Source organism: Halomarina oriensis (assembly GCF_009791395.1).
GTDB classification, from domain to species: domain Archaea; phylum Halobacteriota; class Halobacteria; order Halobacteriales; family Haloarculaceae; genus Halomarina; species Halomarina oriensis.
Window position 1 is genome coordinate 88,832 of record NZ_WSZK01000017.1, and the last position, 17,588, is coordinate 106,419.

The following is a 17,588-nucleotide window of genomic DNA, read 5'->3' on the forward strand; positions in this document are numbered from 1 at the left end:
ACCCCGCCCAGTGACCGCCTCTGTCATGAGACTCTCTCCCACCGAAAACGGTCGTGTGGGAGCTTCACAGGGCCGTAGAGAAACGCTACCCTTTTAGGACCACACTGGGTACGACTGGAATAGTCTCGTGTACAGCGAGGAAGCGCATCGGCATGACACGCACCGTACTCGTGCCGTCGTCGCTGGTTCGAGAGTCCCGTGACAAACGGGAGGCGACCCGAAAACTCGGGTACGTCGCCCGTGCGGCCACGGTCTTCCGAATCGACCGCCTGCTCGTCTTCCCGGACAGGGAAGGCGAGCGGCGTTGGGACGACGGGTTCGTTCGCACCGTGCTGGCCTACGCGGCCACACCTCCGTACCTCCGAAAGGAGGCGTGGGGACGGCGCGAGGAACTGGAGTGCGTCGGCGTGCTGCCGCCGCTCCGCGCTGTCGCGCAGACCGGCTCCGAATCTGACGGTTCGGGGTCGTTAAGACAAGGAATCGTGACCGAGGTCGGACCTGACGGGCGCGTTCGGGTCAATTGCGGACTGCAACACCCAGCCTCCCTCCTCGTGCCGCCGGGAATGGCGGTCGAAGAGGGGGAACGCGTGACCATCAGGGTCTCTTCGCGACGGCCGCTCCGGGCCCGCATCGTCGACGAGTCCCCGCCGGGACTCTCGGTGTGGGCCGAGGAGCTGGAGACGGCACTCTCCCGGGACGACGCCGGCGTTCGAATCGCCGCGTCGCGCCACGGGGAGGAACTCGACGCCACACGGCTGGGCGAACTCGCCCCGCGTGTGCGCGATGGGTTCACCGCCGTGTTCGGCTCGCCGGAACGCGGCCTCCCGGAGATTCTTGGTGTCCACCCGCCGCGGGTGGACCCACGCGACGAGCAGTGGTCGCCCGAGAGCGACCACGAGTCCCCGGGGGACGCCCCCGACGGGACGCGGTCTCACGAACCGGCAGCCCGGTTCGACCTCTGGTTGAACACGGTTCCGCACCAGGGCAGCGAGGTGGTCCGAACGGAGGAGGCTCTGTTCGCCACGCTCGCCTGCCTCAACCTGAGGTAACACCAATGCCACAACCAAGCAGACCACGAAAAGGCTCGATGGGCTTCGGCCCGCGTGTCCGTGCGTCCAGCGAGGTGCCGCGTCTCAAGACGTGGCCCGAGGACGACGGGCAGCCGGGGCTTCAGGGCTTCGCTGGCTACAAGGCCGGCATGTCCCACGTCGTGATGGTCAACGACGAGCCCAACTCCCCCCGCGAGGGCCAGGAGGAGACCGTCCCCGTGACGGTCGTCGAGACGCCGCCCATGCGTGCGGTGGCGCTCCGAGCCTACGAAGACACGCCGTACGGCCTGCGACCGATGACGGAGGTCTGGACCGACGAGTTCCACGAGGACCTCGGTCGGGCACTCGACCTCCCCGAGTCGGCAGGTCAGGAACAGCTCGTTCGGGACGCGCTCGAAGCCGGCGAACTGGGCGACGTGCGGATGATCACGCACACCGTCCCCGGCGCGACGAGCGTCCCGAAGAAGAAACCCGACGTGATGGAGACGCGAGTCGGCGGTGGCTCGCTCGACGAGCGCGTGGAGTTCGCGCTTGACCTCATCGAGGACGGCGGCGAGCACTCGGTCTCGGACGTGTTCCGAGCCGGCGAGTTCGCCGACATCTCGGGCATCACGAAGGGGAAGGGCACCCAGGGCCCGGTCAAGCGCTGGGGCGTCCAGAAGCGCAAAGGGAAACACGCCCGCCAGGGGTGGCGCCGACGTATCGGCAACCTCGGCCCGTGGAACCCCTCGCGCGTGCGCTCGACGGTCCCCCAGCAGGGGCAGACCGGCTACCACCAGCGCACCGAACTGAACAAGCGCCTCATCGCCCTCGGCGACGAGGAGGTCACTCCGAACGGTGGCTTCGTCAACTACGGCGAGGTCGACGGCGAGTACGCACTCGTCAAGGGGTCGGTTCCGGGTCCGAACAAGCGCGTCGTGCGCTTCCGCCCGGCCGTCCGACCGTCCGAGCAACCGCGCCTCGACCCCGAGGTGCGCTACGTCTCTACGGAGAGTAACCAAGGATGACTGTCGTATTCGACCTGGAGGGCGAGGAAGCGGGGGAGGTCGACCTCCCCGAGGTCTTCGAGACGACGTACCGTCCGGACCTCATCCGCCGCTCCGTTCGCGCCGCCCAGGCCAACCGCAAGCAGGACTACGGTGCGGACCCCTTCGCGGGGATGCGCACCCCGGCCGAATCGTTCGGTAGCGGTCGCGGCATGGCTCACGTCCCCCGGCAGAACGGACAGGGTCGCCGCGTCCCGCAGACGGTCGGTGGCCGCAAGGCCCACCCACCGAAAGCGGAGAAAGACCGCACCGAGAAGGTGAACAAGAAGGAGCGACAGCTCGCCGTCCGCTCGGCGCTCGCCGCGACGACGGACCCCGAACTCGTGGCCGAACGCGGCCACCAGTTCGACGCGGACGCACTGGACGAGGACTCGCTCCCACTCGTCGTCTCCGACGAGTTCGAGGACCTCGTGAAGACGAAGGAGGTCGTCGCGCTGCTCGAAGCGCTCGGTGTCTACACCGACGTGCAGCGTGCGGACGAGGGCAAGAAGGTCAAAGGTGGCCGCGGGACGACCCGTGGCCGCAAGTACCGCCGCCCGAGTTCCATCCTCTTCGTCACGACCGACGAGCCATCGACGGCCGCCCGCAACCTCGCGGGCGTCACCGTCGCCACCGCCCGTGAGGTCAACGCGGAGGACCTCGCACCGGGTGGCCAGGCCGGTCGACTCACGGTCTTCACCGAGTCCGCACTGGAGGAGGTTGCCACACGATGAGCATCATCAAACACCCGAACGTCACAGAGAAGGCCATGAACGAGATGGACTTCCAGAACAAGCTCCAGTTCGTCGTCGACGCCGACGCGAGCAAGCCGGAGATCCGTGACGCACTGCAGGAACAGTTCGACATCTCCATCGACAGCGTGAACACGCAGATCACGCCGGAGGGCACCAAGAAGGCGACCGTGCGTCTGTCCGACGACGACGACGCACAGGAAGTCGCCTCGCGGATCGGGGTGTTCTGAGATGGGACGACGAATCCAGGGCCAGCGCCGTGGCCGCGGGACGCCGACGTTCCGTGCACCGAGCCACCGCTACAAGGCCGACCTCGACCACCGGACCGTCGAGACGGACGTCGTCCGCGGCGAGGTCGTCGGCATCGAGCACGACCCCGCACGCAGCGCACCCGTCGCGGCCGTCGAGTTCGAGGACGGCGACCAGCGTCTCGTCCTCGCGCCCGAGGGCATCGCGGTCGGCGACGACGTCCAGGTGGGCGTCAGCGCCGAGATCGCGCCCGGGAACACGCTCCCGCTGCGCGAGATCCCCGAGGGGGTCCCCGTCTGCAACGTCGAGCGACAGGCCGGTGACGGCGGGAAGTTCGCCCGCTCGTCCGGTGTGAGCGCGACGCTGCTGACCCACGACCGCAAGGCTGCCATCGTGCAGCTCCCGAGCGGCGAGATTCGCCGTCTCAGCCCGGACTGCCGGGCGACCATCGGCGTCGTCGCCGGTGGCGGTCGAACCGAGAAACCGTTCGTGAAAGCTGGGAACAAACACCACAAGATGCGCGCCCGCGGGACGAAGTGGCCGCGCGTCCGTGGTGTGGCGATGAACGCCGTCGACCACCCGTTCGGTGGCGGCGGCCGCCAGCACCCCGGTCGACCGAAGAGCGTCTCCCGCGACGCGCCGCCGGGCCGGAAGGTCGGTGACATCGCGTCCCGCCGGACGGGCCGTGGCGGCAAAGGAGGGCGAGACAAGAAATGAGTTCAGACTACCAGATCGGCCGCGACAAGGACGAGGAGTTCACGTACCGCGGTCACACGCTGGAGGAACTCCGCGAGATGGACCTCGAGGAGTTCGCGGAACTGCTACCCGCACGGAAGCGGCGAACCATCGAGCGCGGCCTGACCGAGGAGCACCAGAAGCTGCTCGCGAAAGCCGACAAGCGCGACGCCGAGACGTCCGCGAACAACCCGCTCCGAACCCACCTGCGCGACATGCCTATCGTGCCGGCGTTCGTCGGCAAGACGTTCGCGGTCTACAGCGGCCAGGAGTTCGAGCGCGTCGAGATAGAACCCGAGATGCTCGGGCACTACCTCGGCGAGTTCGTCCTCACGCGCTCGTCGGTCACGCACGGTCAGGCGGGTATCGGGGCGACGCGCTCCTCGAAGTTCGTCCCCCTCAAGTGACCATGGGAATCAGCTACAGCGTCGACGCCGACCCGGAGACCACGGCGAAAGCCATGCTCCGAGAGCGTCACATGTCCCACAAGCACAGCAAAGAGATCGCGCGCGCCATCAAGGGCGAGACCGCCGGCGACGCCGTCGAGTACCTCGAACAGGTCCTCGCGGGCGAGCGCTCGGTCCCGTTCAAGTCCCACAACTCCGGCGTCGGACACCGCTCCGACATCGACGGCTGGGACGCCGGCCGGTACCCGGAGAAGGCGACCGAGGCGTTCCTCGACCTCTTGGAGAACGTCGTCGGCAACGCCGACCACCAGGGCTTCGACGGCGAGAGCATGCGCATCATGCACGTCGCCGCCCACAAGGTCGGCGAGTCCCCCGGCCGCAAGCCGCGGGCGTTCGGTCGTGCCACCTCGTGGAACACCCCGCAGGTGGACGTCGAACTCATCCTCGAAGAGGTGGATAACTGATGGCAGACGAACACGAATTCATCGAGAACGGGCTGCAGCGCACCCAGATCGACGAGTTCTTCGGTGAAGAGCTCGCTCGCGCCGGCTACGGCGGCATGGAAGTCGCCAAGACGCCGATGGGCGTCCAGATCGTCCTTCGGGCCGAGAAGCCCGGGATGGTCATCGGCAAGGGCGGGAAGAACATCCGCAAGATCACGAGCGAACTAGAGACGCGCTTCGACCTCGACGACCCGCAGATCGACGTGCAGGAGGTCGACGAACCGGACCTCAACGCACAGATCGTCGCGGACCGTCTCGCGAACGCGCTCGAACGTGGCTGGTACTTCCGCAAGGCGGGCCACACCACCATCGACCGCATCATGGACGCCGGCGCACTCGGTGCCGAGATCGTCCTCAGCGGGAAGGTGACGGGCGCACGCTCGCGCGTCGAGAAGTTCAACCGCGGCTACATCAAGCACAACGGCGAACCGGCCGAGTCCATCGTCGACGAGGGCCAGGGCGTCGCCGTGATGAAGCTCGGGACCATCGGTGTCACGGTCAAGATTATCCCGCCCGGCGCGCAGCTCCCCGACGACTTCCAGGTCGTCGAGGAGGCCGACGTCTCCGAGTGGGTCGTCGAACCCGAAGCGGACGAGGAGGGTGTCGAGGAACTGCTCGACCGCGACCCCGACGAGACCGCCGACGCGGGTACCGAACCCGTCACCGAGTCCGAGGCGGACGACGGCAGCGCGCCGACCGCCGACGAGGAGGTCGTCGAGGAGGAGGTCCTCGACGAGGAACAGGAGGTCGCCACGCCCGAGGAGGGTGACATCGAGGAGGAACTCGACGACCTCGAAGAGGCCGTCGAGGGCGAACTCTCCGAGGACAGCGAGGCCGAAGCGGAGGACCTGCTCGACGAGATGGAAGCACAGGACACCGCCGAGGCGGACGTCGAAGAGACCGTCGAGGGTGAGGACAGCGAGGCCGCTGCCTCGGAGGACGGCGAGACCGCTGCCTCGGAAGACGAGGCCGGCGGTGCCGACGAGGCATCCGACGCGCCCGCGACGGACGACTCGGACGACGAGGAGGGCGAGAACTGATGGCCATCCTCTACACCGAAGAGATCCGCGACATGACGCCTGCCGAACGGCAGTCGGAACTCGAGGAACTCGAGACGGAACTGCTCAACGCCAACGCCGTGCAGGCCGCTGGTGGCGCACCGGACAACCCCGGTCGCATCAGCGAGCTTCGCCGCACCATGCCCGGATCAAGACGATTCAGGGCGAGGAAGGCGACGGCGACGGCGAGGAGGCCGAATAGATGTTGACCGCCGAGACCCTGCCACGCCACGAACTCGTCGGCTTGCATGTGCGAGTCGCCGACTCGTCGGACCCGACGCTCGTCGGGTGTGAGGGGGAGGTCGTCAGCGAGACGACCAACACCCTGGTACTCGAGAGCGTTGCGCGCACCAGCGGGCAACGTCAGGGGTCTCGGTCCGTGCGGGTGCCGAAGGCGGTTGCGACGTTCGAGTTCCGCCTCGACGACGTGGAGCGACGTTCCACGACCGACGACTCCGACGCGGAGTACGTCGTCGTCGACGGCGAGCGACTCGTCGCGCGGCCGGCCCGACGCACCGAACGCACAGGTGATTCACGATGGCAATAGGACTGAACGTACCAGAGCCAGAGGAGACCTGCTCCGACCCGAACTGCCCGTTCCACGGCGAACTCGCCGTGCGCGGTCAGACGATCGAAGCAGCGGTCGCCTCCACGGCGATGGACAAGACCGTCGTCGTCGAGCGAGAGTACGACGTGCGCGTGCCCAAGTACGACCGGTACATGAAGCGCCGGTCGCGCATCCCGGCACACCACCCCGCATGTCTCGACCTCTCGTCCGGCGACATCGTACGTATCGCAGAGACTCGACCGCTGTCGAAGACGAAATCCCACGTCGTAGTGGAGATCGTCGAGGCGGCCGAGGAGTCGGGCGGCATCACTGCCCCCGCGACCGAAAGCACCGAAGACACCGCCGGTGACGTCACCGAGGGTGCTTCGGCGGACCGCTCGCCCGAGGGTGAGGACTGATGCAGGCACTCAACGCCGACGTGACCCAGGGCCTCGAGAAAGGCTCGCTCGTCACGTGCGCGGACAACACCGGTGCCCGCGAACTGAAGGTCATCAGCGTCTCGGGCTACCACGGAACGAAGAACCGCCACCCCAAGGCCGGCGTCGGTGACAAGGTCACCGTCTCGGTCACGAAGGGGACGCCGGAGATGCGACGACAGGTGCTCGAAGCCGTCGTCGTCCGCCAGCGCAAGTCCATCCGTCGACCCGACGGCGTCCGCGTCAAGTTCGAGGACAACGCGGCCGTCATCGTCGACGAGAACGAGGACCCCCGCGGCACGGAGATCAAGGGGCCCATCGCGCAGGAGGTCGGCGAGCGGTTCGGCAGCATCGCCAGCACGGCGACCATGATGTACTAACGATGACGAAACAACCACGCAAACAACGCAACCGACGTGCCAACGCGCCGCTCCACGAGCGCCACAAGCAGGTCCGTGCGACGCTGACCGGTGACCTCCGCGAGGAGTACGGCCAGCGCTCGGTCCGCGTCAACGCCGGGGACACCGTCGAGGTGCTCCGCGGTGACGGTGCCGGCACCGAAGGCGAGGTCCAGACGGTGGACCTCAAGGACGCGACCATCCACGTCGAGGGCGTCACGATCAAGAAGGCCGACGGCGAGGACGTTCCGCGGGCGCTCGACGCCTCGAACGTTCGCGTCACGGACCTCGACCTCGAGGACGGCAACCGCGAGGCACGATTAGAGAGTGATGACGAATGAGTGACCACCAGAAACGACTGTCGGCACCGACGTCGTGGCCGGTCGCACGCAAGACGAAGAAGTACACCGTCAAGGCGGGCGCAGGCCCCCACGGTCAGGAAGGGGTGCCGCTCCTCATCCTGCTTCGTGACGTGCTCGGCTACGTCGACTCGAAGAAGGAAGCGCGCTACGCGCTCGACCAGGGCAGCATCGTCGTCAACGGTCAGGCGGCCCGCGACGAGCGCCGCCCCATCGGGATGTTCGACATCCTGGGCTTCGTCGAGCGCGGGGAGTTCTACCGCGTGTTCCCCGACGAGGGCGGTCGGCTGGCGCTGACCCCCATCGACGCCGACAGCGCCGACTCGAAACTCGGGAAGGTCGCCGGCAAGCAGACGGTCGCCGGCGGCCAGACCCAGTTGACGCTCCACGACGGTCAGACGCTCCTCGTCGAGGACGACTCCATCGGCGGCGGCGACTCCGTCGTCGTCGACAACGAGGACAAGAGCGTCGTCGCACACTTCCCCTACGAGGAGGGTGCGCTCGTGACGGCCGTTCGCGGCCAGCACGCCGGTCAGATCGGTACGATCGGCGAAATCGCCATCACGGCCGGGTCCGGCCCGAACAACGTCACCGTCGAACAGGACGGGGACGCCGGCTTCGAGACCATCGCGGACTACGTCGTCGTCATCGACGAGAACTTCGTCGAGGGTGACGGTGAGAGCGCCGACGCTCCCGAGGACGTGACCGAGGAGGCCTCCTCGGAGGTCGAGGCCGACACGAGTGACGACGACGAGGTGAGCGACGAATGAGTCAGAGTGAAGGGCTCCACGAGATGCGCTCGCCGGTCGTCGAGAAGGTCGTCGTCCACATGGGTATCGGTGAGGGTGGGCAGCCGCTCGCCAACGCCGAGGAGATCCTCGAGGAGATCACGGGCCAGGAGTCGGTCCGGACCGTCGCCAAGCGCACGGTCCCCGAGTTCAACATCCGCGAGGGCGACCCCATCGGCGCGAAGGTCACGCTCCGTGGCGACCTCGCCTACGAGTTCCTCGACACCGCGCTCCCACTGGTCGACATCAGCGGGAACCAGTTCGACCAGACCGGGAACTTCAGCTTCGGTGTCGACGAACACACCGAGTTCCCGAGTCAGGAGTACGACCCGAGCATCGGTATCTACGGGCTGGACGTGACGGTCAACCTCGTCCGCCCCGGCTACCGTGTGCGCAAGCGCGACGTCGCGACCCAGCAGATTCCGTCGCGCCACCGCCTGAACGTCGAGGACGCCGCGCGGTTCCTCGAATCGGAGTTCGACGTGGGGATCAACTGAAATGAGCGAAAGCGAAACAGAAGAGTCGGGAGACTCTCACCGCACCGGCCAGCTCGAAGCGTGTCAACGCTGCGGCCGAAAACAGGGCCTCGTCGGCAAGTACGACGTCTGGCTCTGTCGCCAGTGCTTCCGAGAGATCGCCCGCAGCATGGGATTCAAGAAGTACAGCTAATGACGGGGAATGATCCACTGGCGGCCGCGCTGTCGGAGCTCAACAACGCCGAGAGCGTCGGTCACCTCAACCAGACGGTCCAGCCCGCCTCGAACATCATCGGCTCCATCCTCGAGGTCTTCTACGACCGAGGATACGTCGACGGCTTCCAGTTCGTCGACGACGGCAAAGCGGGTCGATTCGAGGTCGAACTGAAAGGTGCCATCAACGAGTGTGGCCCCGTGAAGCCGCGCTACTCCGCGAAGGCGGACGGCTACGAGAAGTGGGAGAAGCGGTTCCTCCCAGCGCGCGACTACGGGACGCTCATCGTCTCCACTTCGGAGGGCATCATGAGCCACTACGAGGCCCGCGAGGCGGGCGTCGGTGGCCAAGTAATCGCCTACGTGTACTGATGAGAACGCAAATCGAACTTCCGGACGACGTGGACGCGTCGCTCGACCACCTCGACCTGACCGTCGAGGGTCCCAACGGGTCGGTGACGCGCAAGCTGTGGTTCCCGGACGTGACGGTCTCCGCCGAGGAGATCACCGTCGAAGGCGGTGAGGACGAAGACGACCGACAGGTCGACGGCGTCGTCATCGAGAGCCCGGAGGAGGACCGCAAGACGGTCGCCACGATGGGCACCTTCGAGAGCCACGTGCGGAACATGGTGTACGGCGTGACCGACGGGTGGGAGTACCAGATGGAGGTCTTCTACTCGCACTTCCCGATGCAGGTCGAGGTTCAGGGTGGCGACGTCGTCATCTCGAACTTCCTCGGGGAGAAGTCGCCCCGCCGGACCACCATCCACGGTGACACAGAGGTACAGGTCGACGGCGAGGAACTGACCCTCTCGGGTCCCGACATCGAGGCCGTCGGGCAGACCGCCGCCGACATCGAACAGCTCACGCGCGTGAACGACAAGGACACCCGCGTGTTCCAGGACGGCGTGTACATCACGCAGAAACCCAGCCGAGGTGAGGCCTGATGGCGACTCCCGAAACCCTCGAAGACATCGACGGCGTCGGTGACGCCAAAGCAGAGTCGCTCCGCGAGGCCGGCTTCGAGTCCGTCGAGGACGTGCAGGCCGCGACTGCGGAGGAACTGACTTCGGTCGACGGCATCAGCGAGTCGCTCGCAGAGCGCATCCTCGCCGACGTCTCCGAAATCGACGAGGACAGCGAGGTCGCTGCCTCGAAGGACGAGGAGGAGACCGTCGAAGTCGACGACGACGAATCGGAGGGGCCCGCGGACATCGAGGACATCTCCGGTGTCGGCCCGTCGAAGGCCGACGCGCTCCGTGACGCCGGCTACGATGCGGTCGACGACATCCGCGCCGCCAGCCAGTCCGACCTCGCGGAGGTCGAGGGCATCGGCAACGCGCTCGCCGCGCGTATCAAGGCCGACGTCGGCGGCCTCGAAATCCGCGAGGAAGACGAGACCGAGGCGGAGGTCGAAGACGAGGGCGAACCCGAGGACGAGCCCGCCGAGGACGTGGAGACGGAGCTCCAGGCTCGCGGCCTCGCCGAGAAGACGCCCGAACTCTCCGACGAAGAAGAGCGACTCCTGACCCAGCGCAAACGCGAGGGCAAACCCGCGTTCCGCCGGCAGGACTACCACAAGAAGAAGCGCACGCCCGAGTCGTGGCGACGCCCCCGGGGCCAGCTTTCGAAACAGCGCCGCGGTCAGAAGGGCAAGGGGCCGAAGGTCGCCTCCGGCTTCCGAACGCCGAAGGAGGTCCGCGGTCTGCACCCGAGTGGTTTCGAGGAGGTCCACGTCGAGAACGTGACCGACCTCGAGGGTGTCGACGGCGACAGCCAGGCCGTGCGCATCGCCTCCACCGTCGGCGCTCGCAAGCGCGAGCGTATCGAGGAGGAGGCCGAGGAGAGCGAGATTCGCGTCCTCAACCCGACGTACGTCGAAGTCGAGGTGAACGGAAATGAGTGATCTGAGCACCCAGAAACGGCTGGCAGCAGACGAACTCGACGTCGGGAAGAACCGTGTCTGGTTCGACCCCGACGCCGGCAGCGACATCGCCGACGCCATCACGCGCGAGGACATCCGCGAACTCATCGCGGACGGCTCCATCGACACGAAGCGTGAGGCGCGTGGCAACTCCCGCGGCCGTGCCCGTGAGCGCAACGAGAAACGCGCCTACGGCCACCGCAAGGGCCCCGGCTCCCGCAAGGGACGCAAGGGCGCACGCGACGGGAAGAAAGACCAGTGGATGCGACGCATCCGCGCACAGCGTCGTCGCCTGCGCGAACTCCGCGACGAGGAAGAGCGACTCGACCGCTCGGAGTACCGTGAAGTGTACGGTATGGCCTCGGGTGGGGAGTTCGACAGCGTGAACGACCTGGAACGATACGTGGAGAACAACTACTGACATGGCAACCGGACCACGCTACAAAGTGCCGATGCGGCGACGCCGCGAGGCACGTACGGACTACCATCAGCGGTTGCGCCTGTTGAAATCCGGTCGGGCACGTCTCGTTGCTCGCTCGAGCAACAAGCACATCAGGGCGCAGCTGGTGACTACAGGAGACCAGGGAGACAGAACGCTCGCGGCCGCACACTCCGCGGACCTCGCCGAGTTCGGCTGGGAGGCACCGACGGGCAACCTGCCCGCCGCGTACCTCACCGGCTTCCTCGCGGGCAAGCGCGCGCTCGCCGAGGGTATCGAGGACGCCGTCCTCGACATCGGGCTGAACACCGCGACGCCCGGCAGCAAGGTGTTCGCCGTGCAGGAGGGGGCCATCGACGCCGGCCTCCAGGTCCCGCACAACGACGACGTGTTCGCCGACTGGGAACGGACCCGTGGCGACCACATCGCCGAGTACGCGGAGCAGTTGGACGACCCGCTCTACAGCGGCGACTTCGACGCGACCGACCTACCGGACCACTTCGATGAAGTACGAGAACGCATGGAGGACGAACTATGAGTAACGGCTGGGAACCGAAGACACGACTCGGACGCCAGGTGCTCGACGGCGACATCACGACGATGCGCGAGGCCCTCGACTCGGGCCTCCCGCTCCGTGAGGCCGAAGTCGTCGACCGCCTGCTGCCGGACCTCGAGGACAACGTCCTCGACATCAACATGGTCCAGCGCATGACCGACTCCGGCCGCCGGGTGAAGTTCCGGTGTTCGGTCGTCGTGGGCAACCGCGACGGCTTCGTCGGCTACGCCGAGGGTCGTGACGACCAGGTCGGTGGCGCCATCCAGAAGGCCATCGGCATCGCGAAGCTCAACATCATCGACGTCTCCCGTGGCTGTGGCTCGTGGGAGTGTGGCTGTGGGCGACCCCACACCGTCGCACTGCGCACGACCGGCAAGGCCGGGAGCGTCGAGGTCGAACTCCAGCCCGCACCACGTGGGCTGGGGCTGGCGGGCGGGGAGACCGTCCGCTCGGTGCTCGAACTCGCCGGTATCGAGGACATCTGGACCCGCTCGTCGGGGCAGACCCGGACGACGGTCAACTTCGCCAAGGCGACGTTCAACGCGCTCCGGAACACGGCCGAAGCCCGTGTCCCCCAGCGCGCCGCCGAGAAGCGTGAGGTGATCGAATGAGGGCGCTCGTGCAGGTTCGCGGCGAGGTCGACATGAGCTACGAGGTGCAAGACACCATCGACATGCTCAACCTCGGTCGCGTCAACCACTGCGTCCTCGTCCCGGACACCGACACGTACCGCGGCATGGTCACGAAGGTCAACGACTGGGTCGCTCACGGCGAGCCCAGCGAGGACGTCGTGGCGACGCTCATCGAGACGCGCGCCGAACCCGCCAAGGGTGACGGCGACATCACCGACGAGTGGGTCGCGGAGAACACCGACTACGACAGCATCGACGCGCTGGCAGCGGCGCTCGTGAGCGAGGAGACGACCCTGCGAGAGCAGGGCCTCTCGCCCACGCTCCGTCTGCACCCGCCTCGTGGCGGTCACGACGGCATCAAACACCCCACGAAGGAGGGTGGCCAGCTCGGCAAACACAGCACCGAGGAGATAGACAGCCTCCTCACCCAGATGCGATGACGAGCAAGAAACGACGACAGCGTGGCTCGCGCACGCACGGCGGCGGCACCCACAAGAACCGGCGCGGAGCCGGGAACCGCGGTGGCCGTGGTCGCGCCGGTCGCGCCAAACACGAGTTCCACAACTACGAACCGCTCGGCAAACACGGGTTCGACCGCCCGGAGAAGGCCAAGGAGTCGGTCGCGACCATCTCCCTGCAGAAACTCGACGAGGACATCGCCCTATTCGCCGCCGAGGGCCTCGCCGAGGAGACCGACGACGGCTACACGCTCGACGCACGTGACGTCGTCGACCCGGCCGCGGAGGTCGACTACGTGAAGGTGCTGGGCGCGAACCAGCTCCACAGCACGCTCGACGTGACGGCCGACGCGTTCTCCGAGAGCGCCGTCGACCTCATCGAGTCCGAGGGTGGCGAAGCGGTCCTCACCGAGCGTGGCGAGGAGCGACTCGCCGAGATGGAAGACGACGACGACGAAGACGACGACTGAGTCGTCCGCTCGACCCGATTCGCTTTCTTCGGCCATCGACCGGGGAGCGACGGCGCTGGACCGTCGTTCACCGCCGGGCCGTCCGTCCACACTGAGTGATACGTCCTCGCACACCCGCCGGTCCAGAACTGCACGACGGCGGGGCGACGAGGCGTGACATGGCTACGAAGTGAGTCGAAGGACATACATGGGCCCAAAGGTTAGCCTGCGTCAGAATGAGTTGGAAGGAGACCGCCGCACCCGTACTCACGCGGATGCCCACCGTGTCCCGCCCGGAGGGTCACGTCCCGTTCAGGCGCAAACTGACCTGGACGGGGGGCGTCCTCGTGCTGTACTTTTTCCTGACGAACGTCGTCGTCTTCGGGTTACAGGGTGTCGGTACCGACGCTTTCGGGCAGTTCAGAACTATCCTCGCCGGCGGGCAGGGGAGCATCCTCCAGTTGGGTATCGGTCCCATCGTCACCGCGAGCATCGTCCTCCAGTTGCTCGGCGGGGCGGACCTCCTCGGTCTCGACACGAACGACCCGCGTGACCAGGCGCTGTATCAGGGCCTCCAGAAGCTCCTGGTCGTCGTGATGATCTTCCTGACGGGGATCCCGCTGGTGTTCTTCGGGAACTTCCTACCCGCGAGCCCGCAGCTCGCCCAGCAGCTCGGCGTCCCGCTCGTCGGCGTCAGCTGGCTCATCTTCGCGCAGATCGCTATCGGCGGTATCCTCATCCTCTTCATGGACGAGGTCATCTCGAAGTGGGGGGTCGGCTCCGGTGTCGGCCTGTTCATCGTCGCGGGCGTGAGCCAGCGACTCATCGGCGGGTTCTTCGGCTGGTCGGGTCTCACGAACCGCACCGGCTTCTTCGAGGCGTGGGCCAACATCCTCATGGGGAACACCGAGACGCCGGCGCTGTTCAGCTTCGAGGGACTGCAGTTCATCTTCGGCTCCGGCGGTGGCCAGCTGCTCGCGCTCATCACGACGCTGCTCATCTTCGGTATCGTCGTCTACGCCGAGTCCGTCCGCGTCGAGATTCCGCTCAGCCACGCGAAGGTCCGTGGCGCACGCGGACGCTTCCCCGTGAAGCTCATCTACGCGAGCGTCCTGCCGATGATTCTCGTCCGCGCGCTGCAGGCGAACATCCAGTTCCTCGGACGCATCCTCCGGTCGCAACTCGGGTCGGGGATGCCCAACTGGCTCGGTGAGTACCAGCAGACCCAGCAAGGGTTCGTCCCGACGGATGGACTGTTCTACTACTTCGCACCCATCTACACGCCACAGGACTGGGTCGGGGCCATCGGGACGGACACCCTCGACATCCTGCTCCGTATCGGCGTCGACCTGACGTTCATGGTCATCGGCGGGGCCATCTTCGCGGTGTTCTGGGTCGAGACCTCCGGCATGGGACCGGACGCCACCGCCCAGCAGATACAGAACTCCGGGATGCAGATCCCCGGCTTCCGGAAGAACCCGCAGGTCATGGAGAAGGTGCTCGCCCGATACATCCCGCAGGTGACGGTCATCGGCGGTGCGCTCGTCGGTCTGCTCGCCGTCGCGGCGAACATGCTCGGCACCATCGGCACCGTCTCCGGGACGGGCCTGCTGCTGACGGTCTCCATCACGTACAAACTGTACGAGGAGATCGCCGAGGAGCAGTTGATGGAGATGCACCCGATGATGCGACAGGTGTTCGGCAGCGCCGACTGACGTCCCGTCGGCACTCGTCTCGCATCGACTCGTCGACCGACCGTTCTCGGTCGGCCGGTCGCGCGGTGAGTTCCGTCCGTGCGAACGGGTTCTCGAAAGAGTATAGCCGGGGCGGGGGAAAGCAGGTGCAACGACCCACGACAGTCACGATATGAACGAACACGTATCCGTCTTCGACAGGTGGGGGAGAGAGAGTCACCACTACGAGCGGTACACGTCGAACGCGGTCGACCGGCTAGCGGACGACGACGACGTCCAGGCGGCGAAAGCGGAGTGGGAAGCTTTCTTCGTCGGGAGTCACGGTGACGTCTTCGACGGACTCGCGGTCGAGGACCCGCGCACTCGCCTGTTCGTCGACGCGCTCTACTACGACTTCGTCGTCGACGGTATCGTCGAGTTCGCCGAACGCGAGTTCGACTTCGAACTCGTCAATCGGGAGGCGAACTACAACACGGACGCCCTCTCCGTCGACTTCCAGCAGCTTCACCGGGCGGTCGTCGACGTCGACGCCACCGAGTGGGACGTCGGTGCGTCTCTCACGCGTGCGGACCTGCTGACCGGGGACGTCGAGTTCCTCCGGCGACTCTACGAACGCATCGTCCCCCGCGACCTGCGCCTGCAACTCGGCGAGTACTACACGCCACGGGGGGTGGCCGAACTGTCCGTGGCCGAACTCGACGTCGCCGACTACCGGTCGGAGACGTTCTTCGACCCCGGATGCGGTTCGGGCGTCTTCCTCGCCACGTGTATCGACGCGAAACGCGACGCGCTCGGCGGAACGCTCGGTCCGGAGGCGCTCGTGGACGTCGTCACGAACACGGTGTTCGGTGTCGACCTGAACCCCGTCGCCGTCAAGAGCGCCAAACTCGGCTACCTCCTCTCGTTGCTGCCGGTGCTCGACGAGGCGGACGTCGACCGACTGGAGCTCCCGGTGTTCCTCACCGACTCGCTCGGACTGATGAGAGACGACGAGATTCGGTTCGGCGGCGAGACGCTCGACCTGCGCGTCGACCACCTGGTCGGGAACCCGCCGTGGCTCACGTGGGGGAACCTCTCCGAATCGGTTCGAGACGCCTGGCGCGAGCGGTACGTCGACCGGTTGAACCTGCTCCCACACGACGGGGCCGAAGCCAGACTGGGATACGCCAACGACGACGTCTCCGTCCCGTTCGTCTGGGTCTGCATCCACCGCTATCTCGCCGAGGACGGCGACGCGAGTTTCGTCCTGAAACGCGACATCGTGAAGGGGCCAGCCGGGCGACTGCTCAGGAGCCAGCGAGTGAACTCGCGTCCGGTCGCGGTGACGCACATCCACGACTTCACCGACCTGCGCCCCTTCGGCGACGAAGTGGGTGCGCACGCGTCGGTCTACACTCTGCGTGCCGACACCGCCCCCACGTTCCCCATCGACGCCGACACGTGGCGACGAGCGGACGGCGACCCGGAGTTCTCCTCGGCCGCCGCGATGCGAGAGACGCTGCCCCACGAGGAGACGCCGATGGTCCCGGTCGAGGCCGACGACCCGTCGTCCCCGTGGCTCAGGGCGGACGCCGAACGACGGGCGCTCGGGGAGTGTGCTCACGACATTCGACACGGGCTGAAAGACGACGCGAAGGACGTCTACAGCCTCGACCGGAGCCGCCTCGACGAACTGGAACACGACCACGTCTACCCGTATCTACGGTCGAAACACGTCGTGAAGTACGGGCTGTTCGGCCACGACCTCCACCTCGTCCCGATGGCGAAGGCCAACGAGGACAACGAGGCCGAACTCCGAAACGGCTGCCCGAAGACCTACGAGTATCTCGACTCGCGTCGGGAGGCCCTCGAAGACCGGGCGTCGACGTGGCTACAGAGCGGGACGTTCTACAACGTGTTCGGACTGGGCGAGTACACCTGGTCGGACTACAAGGTGGTCTGGTGTCGGCTCGGGTTCAAGCCGCACTTCGCCGTCGTCGGCACCGTCGACGACGAGACGCTCGGGGAGAAACCGGTCGTCCCCGGCGACCACTTCATGTTCATCTCGACGGACGACGAGTACGAGGCACACTTCCTCTGTGGCCTGCTCAACTCGGCCGTCTACCAGCGGTCGCTTCGCGGTATCGCCTCCCGAGGAAAGGCTAGCCTCTCGAAGACCGTCGTCTCCAGGCTCGAACTCCCGGCCTACGAGGAGACCGAGGAGAGTCGACGACTCGCCGAACTCTCGATGGCGGCTCACGACATCGTCCCGCGATACATCGACGTCAGCAAACGGGCGTACAACGAGCGGACTGTCGAGGAGTTAGCGACGGTTCAGGCCGACATCGACGAACTGGTCGAGTCGATGCTGTCGGAGGGGTCGTCGGGTCCCGCGACCGGACGCCGTCCCCTCGCCTCCATCGACCCGTAACCGGGCCACGTCCGGGTCCGGCGGCGGCAC

25 protein-coding genes and 1 pseudogene are annotated in these 17,588 nt (G+C 66.7%); all 26 read left to right on the forward strand.

Going from position 1 to position 17,588, the window contains the following annotated elements; genetic code table 11:
* Positions 1–152: 152 nt before the first annotated feature.
* The 26 genes and pseudogenes from GQS65_RS11635 to GQS65_RS11760 all read left to right on the forward strand — a co-directional run bounded on the left by GQS65_RS11635 (position 153) and on the right by GQS65_RS11760 (position 17,558).
* On the forward strand, positions 153–1,049 hold the full coding sequence (locus GQS65_RS11635) for a putative RNA uridine N3 methyltransferase (RefSeq protein ID WP_158204814.1): 897 nt from the start codon (positions 153–155) through the stop codon (positions 1,047–1,049).
* 5 nt (positions 1,050–1,054) lie between these two features.
* Positions 1,055–2,056 carry a 50S ribosomal protein L3 gene (locus GQS65_RS11640; protein ID WP_158204815.1) on the forward strand — a complete coding sequence of 334 codons (1,002 nt, stop codon included), beginning with the start codon at positions 1,055–1,057 and terminating at the stop codon, positions 2,054–2,056.
* The gene (rpl4p, locus tag GQS65_RS11645) at positions 2,053–2,808 is read left to right on the forward strand and encodes a 50S ribosomal protein L4 (RefSeq protein ID WP_158204816.1); all 756 of its coding nucleotides are present in this window, start codon (positions 2,053–2,055) and stop codon (positions 2,806–2,808) included. The genes GQS65_RS11640 and rpl4p overlap by 4 nt, the downstream gene beginning before the upstream one ends.
* Positions 2,805–3,056 carry a 50S ribosomal protein L23 gene (locus tag GQS65_RS11650; RefSeq protein ID WP_158204817.1) on the forward strand — a complete coding sequence of 84 codons (252 nt, stop codon included), beginning with the start codon at positions 2,805–2,807 and terminating at the stop codon, positions 3,054–3,056. Before rpl4p ends, GQS65_RS11650 begins: the two co-directional genes overlap by 4 nt.
* Before the next feature lies 1 nt (position 3,057).
* Positions 3,058–3,792 (forward strand): 50S ribosomal protein L2, encoded by a 735-nt coding sequence (locus GQS65_RS11655; protein WP_158204818.1) that lies wholly within the window; start codon positions 3,058–3,060, stop codon positions 3,790–3,792.
* On the forward strand, positions 3,789–4,217 hold the full coding sequence (locus tag GQS65_RS11660; protein ID WP_158204819.1) for a 30S ribosomal protein S19: 429 nt from the start codon (positions 3,789–3,791) through the stop codon (positions 4,215–4,217). The genes GQS65_RS11655 and GQS65_RS11660 overlap by 4 nt, the downstream gene beginning before the upstream one ends.
* A gap of 2 nt (positions 4,218–4,219) precedes the next feature.
* Positions 4,220–4,681, forward strand: a complete 462-nt coding sequence (locus GQS65_RS11665) for a 50S ribosomal protein L22 (protein WP_158204820.1) — start codon at positions 4,220–4,222, stop codon at positions 4,679–4,681.
* On the forward strand, positions 4,681–5,760 hold the full coding sequence (locus GQS65_RS11670) for a 30S ribosomal protein S3 (RefSeq protein WP_158204821.1): 1,080 nt from the start codon (positions 4,681–4,683) through the stop codon (positions 5,758–5,760). The genes GQS65_RS11665 and GQS65_RS11670 overlap by 1 nt, the downstream gene beginning before the upstream one ends.
* Positions 5,760–5,980, forward strand: a pseudogene (gene rpmC, locus GQS65_RS11675) (50S ribosomal protein L29). Before GQS65_RS11670 ends, rpmC begins: the two are co-directional and overlap by 1 nt.
* Entirely contained in the window at positions 5,981–6,325 is a 345-nt protein-coding gene (locus GQS65_RS11680; RefSeq protein ID WP_158204822.1) for a ribonuclease P protein component 1, read from the forward strand.
* Positions 6,316–6,744: a 30S ribosomal protein S17 gene (locus GQS65_RS11685; protein WP_158204823.1), complete on the forward strand. Its 429-nt coding sequence runs from the start codon at positions 6,316–6,318 to the stop codon at positions 6,742–6,744. The genes GQS65_RS11680 and GQS65_RS11685 overlap by 10 nt, the downstream gene beginning before the upstream one ends.
* Positions 6,744–7,142, forward strand: coding sequence for a 50S ribosomal protein L14 (locus GQS65_RS11690; protein WP_158204824.1), 399 nt, complete (start codon positions 6,744–6,746; stop codon positions 7,140–7,142). The genes GQS65_RS11685 and GQS65_RS11690 overlap by 1 nt, the downstream gene beginning before the upstream one ends.
* A 2-nt stretch (positions 7,143–7,144) precedes the next feature.
* Positions 7,145–7,501 carry a 50S ribosomal protein L24 gene (gene rplX, locus GQS65_RS11695; protein WP_158204825.1) on the forward strand — a complete coding sequence of 119 codons (357 nt, stop codon included), beginning with the start codon at positions 7,145–7,147 and terminating at the stop codon, positions 7,499–7,501.
* Positions 7,498–8,289, forward strand: coding sequence for a 30S ribosomal protein S4e (locus GQS65_RS11700; protein ID WP_158204826.1), 792 nt, complete (start codon positions 7,498–7,500; stop codon positions 8,287–8,289). The genes rplX and GQS65_RS11700 overlap by 4 nt, the downstream gene beginning before the upstream one ends.
* Complete coding sequence (locus tag GQS65_RS11705; RefSeq protein WP_158204827.1) at positions 8,286–8,804, forward strand: 50S ribosomal protein L5; 519 nt, start codon at positions 8,286–8,288, stop codon at positions 8,802–8,804. Before GQS65_RS11700 ends, GQS65_RS11705 begins: the two co-directional genes overlap by 4 nt.
* A gap of 1 nt (position 8,805) precedes the next feature.
* Positions 8,806–8,976, forward strand: a complete 171-nt coding sequence (locus tag GQS65_RS11710; protein ID WP_158204828.1) for a 30S ribosomal protein S14 — start codon at positions 8,806–8,808, stop codon at positions 8,974–8,976.
* Positions 8,976–9,368, forward strand: a complete 393-nt coding sequence (locus GQS65_RS11715) for a 30S ribosomal protein S8 (RefSeq protein WP_158204829.1) — start codon at positions 8,976–8,978, stop codon at positions 9,366–9,368. Before GQS65_RS11710 ends, GQS65_RS11715 begins: the two co-directional genes overlap by 1 nt.
* Positions 9,365–9,943 carry a 50S ribosomal protein L6 gene (locus tag GQS65_RS11720; protein ID WP_158204865.1) on the forward strand — a complete coding sequence of 193 codons (579 nt, stop codon included), beginning with the start codon at positions 9,365–9,367 and terminating at the stop codon, positions 9,941–9,943. The genes GQS65_RS11715 and GQS65_RS11720 overlap by 4 nt, the downstream gene beginning before the upstream one ends.
* Positions 9,943–10,902 carry a 50S ribosomal protein L32e gene (locus GQS65_RS11725; RefSeq protein ID WP_158204830.1) on the forward strand — a complete coding sequence of 320 codons (960 nt, stop codon included), beginning with the start codon at positions 9,943–9,945 and terminating at the stop codon, positions 10,900–10,902. Before GQS65_RS11720 ends, GQS65_RS11725 begins: the two co-directional genes overlap by 1 nt.
* A complete protein-coding gene (locus GQS65_RS11730; RefSeq protein ID WP_158204831.1) occupies positions 10,895–11,341 on the forward strand; it encodes a 50S ribosomal protein L19e in 447 nt (148 codons plus the stop codon). The genes GQS65_RS11725 and GQS65_RS11730 overlap by 8 nt, the downstream gene beginning before the upstream one ends.
* 1 nt (position 11,342) lies before the next feature.
* Positions 11,343–11,897, forward strand: coding sequence for a 50S ribosomal protein L18 (locus GQS65_RS11735; RefSeq protein ID WP_158204832.1), 555 nt, complete (start codon positions 11,343–11,345; stop codon positions 11,895–11,897).
* A complete protein-coding gene (locus GQS65_RS11740) occupies positions 11,894–12,526 on the forward strand; it encodes a 30S ribosomal protein S5 (protein ID WP_158204833.1) in 633 nt (210 codons plus the stop codon). The genes GQS65_RS11735 and GQS65_RS11740 overlap by 4 nt, the downstream gene beginning before the upstream one ends.
* Complete coding sequence (gene rpmD, locus GQS65_RS11745) at positions 12,523–12,987, forward strand: 50S ribosomal protein L30 (protein WP_158204834.1); 465 nt, start codon at positions 12,523–12,525, stop codon at positions 12,985–12,987. The genes GQS65_RS11740 and rpmD overlap by 4 nt, the downstream gene beginning before the upstream one ends.
* Entirely contained in the window at positions 12,984–13,475 is a 492-nt protein-coding gene (locus GQS65_RS11750; protein ID WP_158204835.1) for an uL15m family ribosomal protein, read from the forward strand. The genes rpmD and GQS65_RS11750 overlap by 4 nt, the downstream gene beginning before the upstream one ends.
* 215 nt (positions 13,476–13,690) lie before the next feature.
* Positions 13,691–15,169: a preprotein translocase subunit SecY gene (gene secY / locus GQS65_RS11755; protein WP_158204836.1), complete on the forward strand. Its 1,479-nt coding sequence runs from the start codon at positions 13,691–13,693 to the stop codon at positions 15,167–15,169.
* A gap of 151 nt (positions 15,170–15,320) precedes the next feature.
* Positions 15,321–17,558 (forward strand): N-6 DNA methylase, encoded by a 2,238-nt coding sequence (locus GQS65_RS11760; RefSeq protein ID WP_158204837.1) that lies wholly within the window; start codon positions 15,321–15,323, stop codon positions 17,556–17,558.
* Positions 17,559–17,588 lie beyond the last annotated feature (30 nt).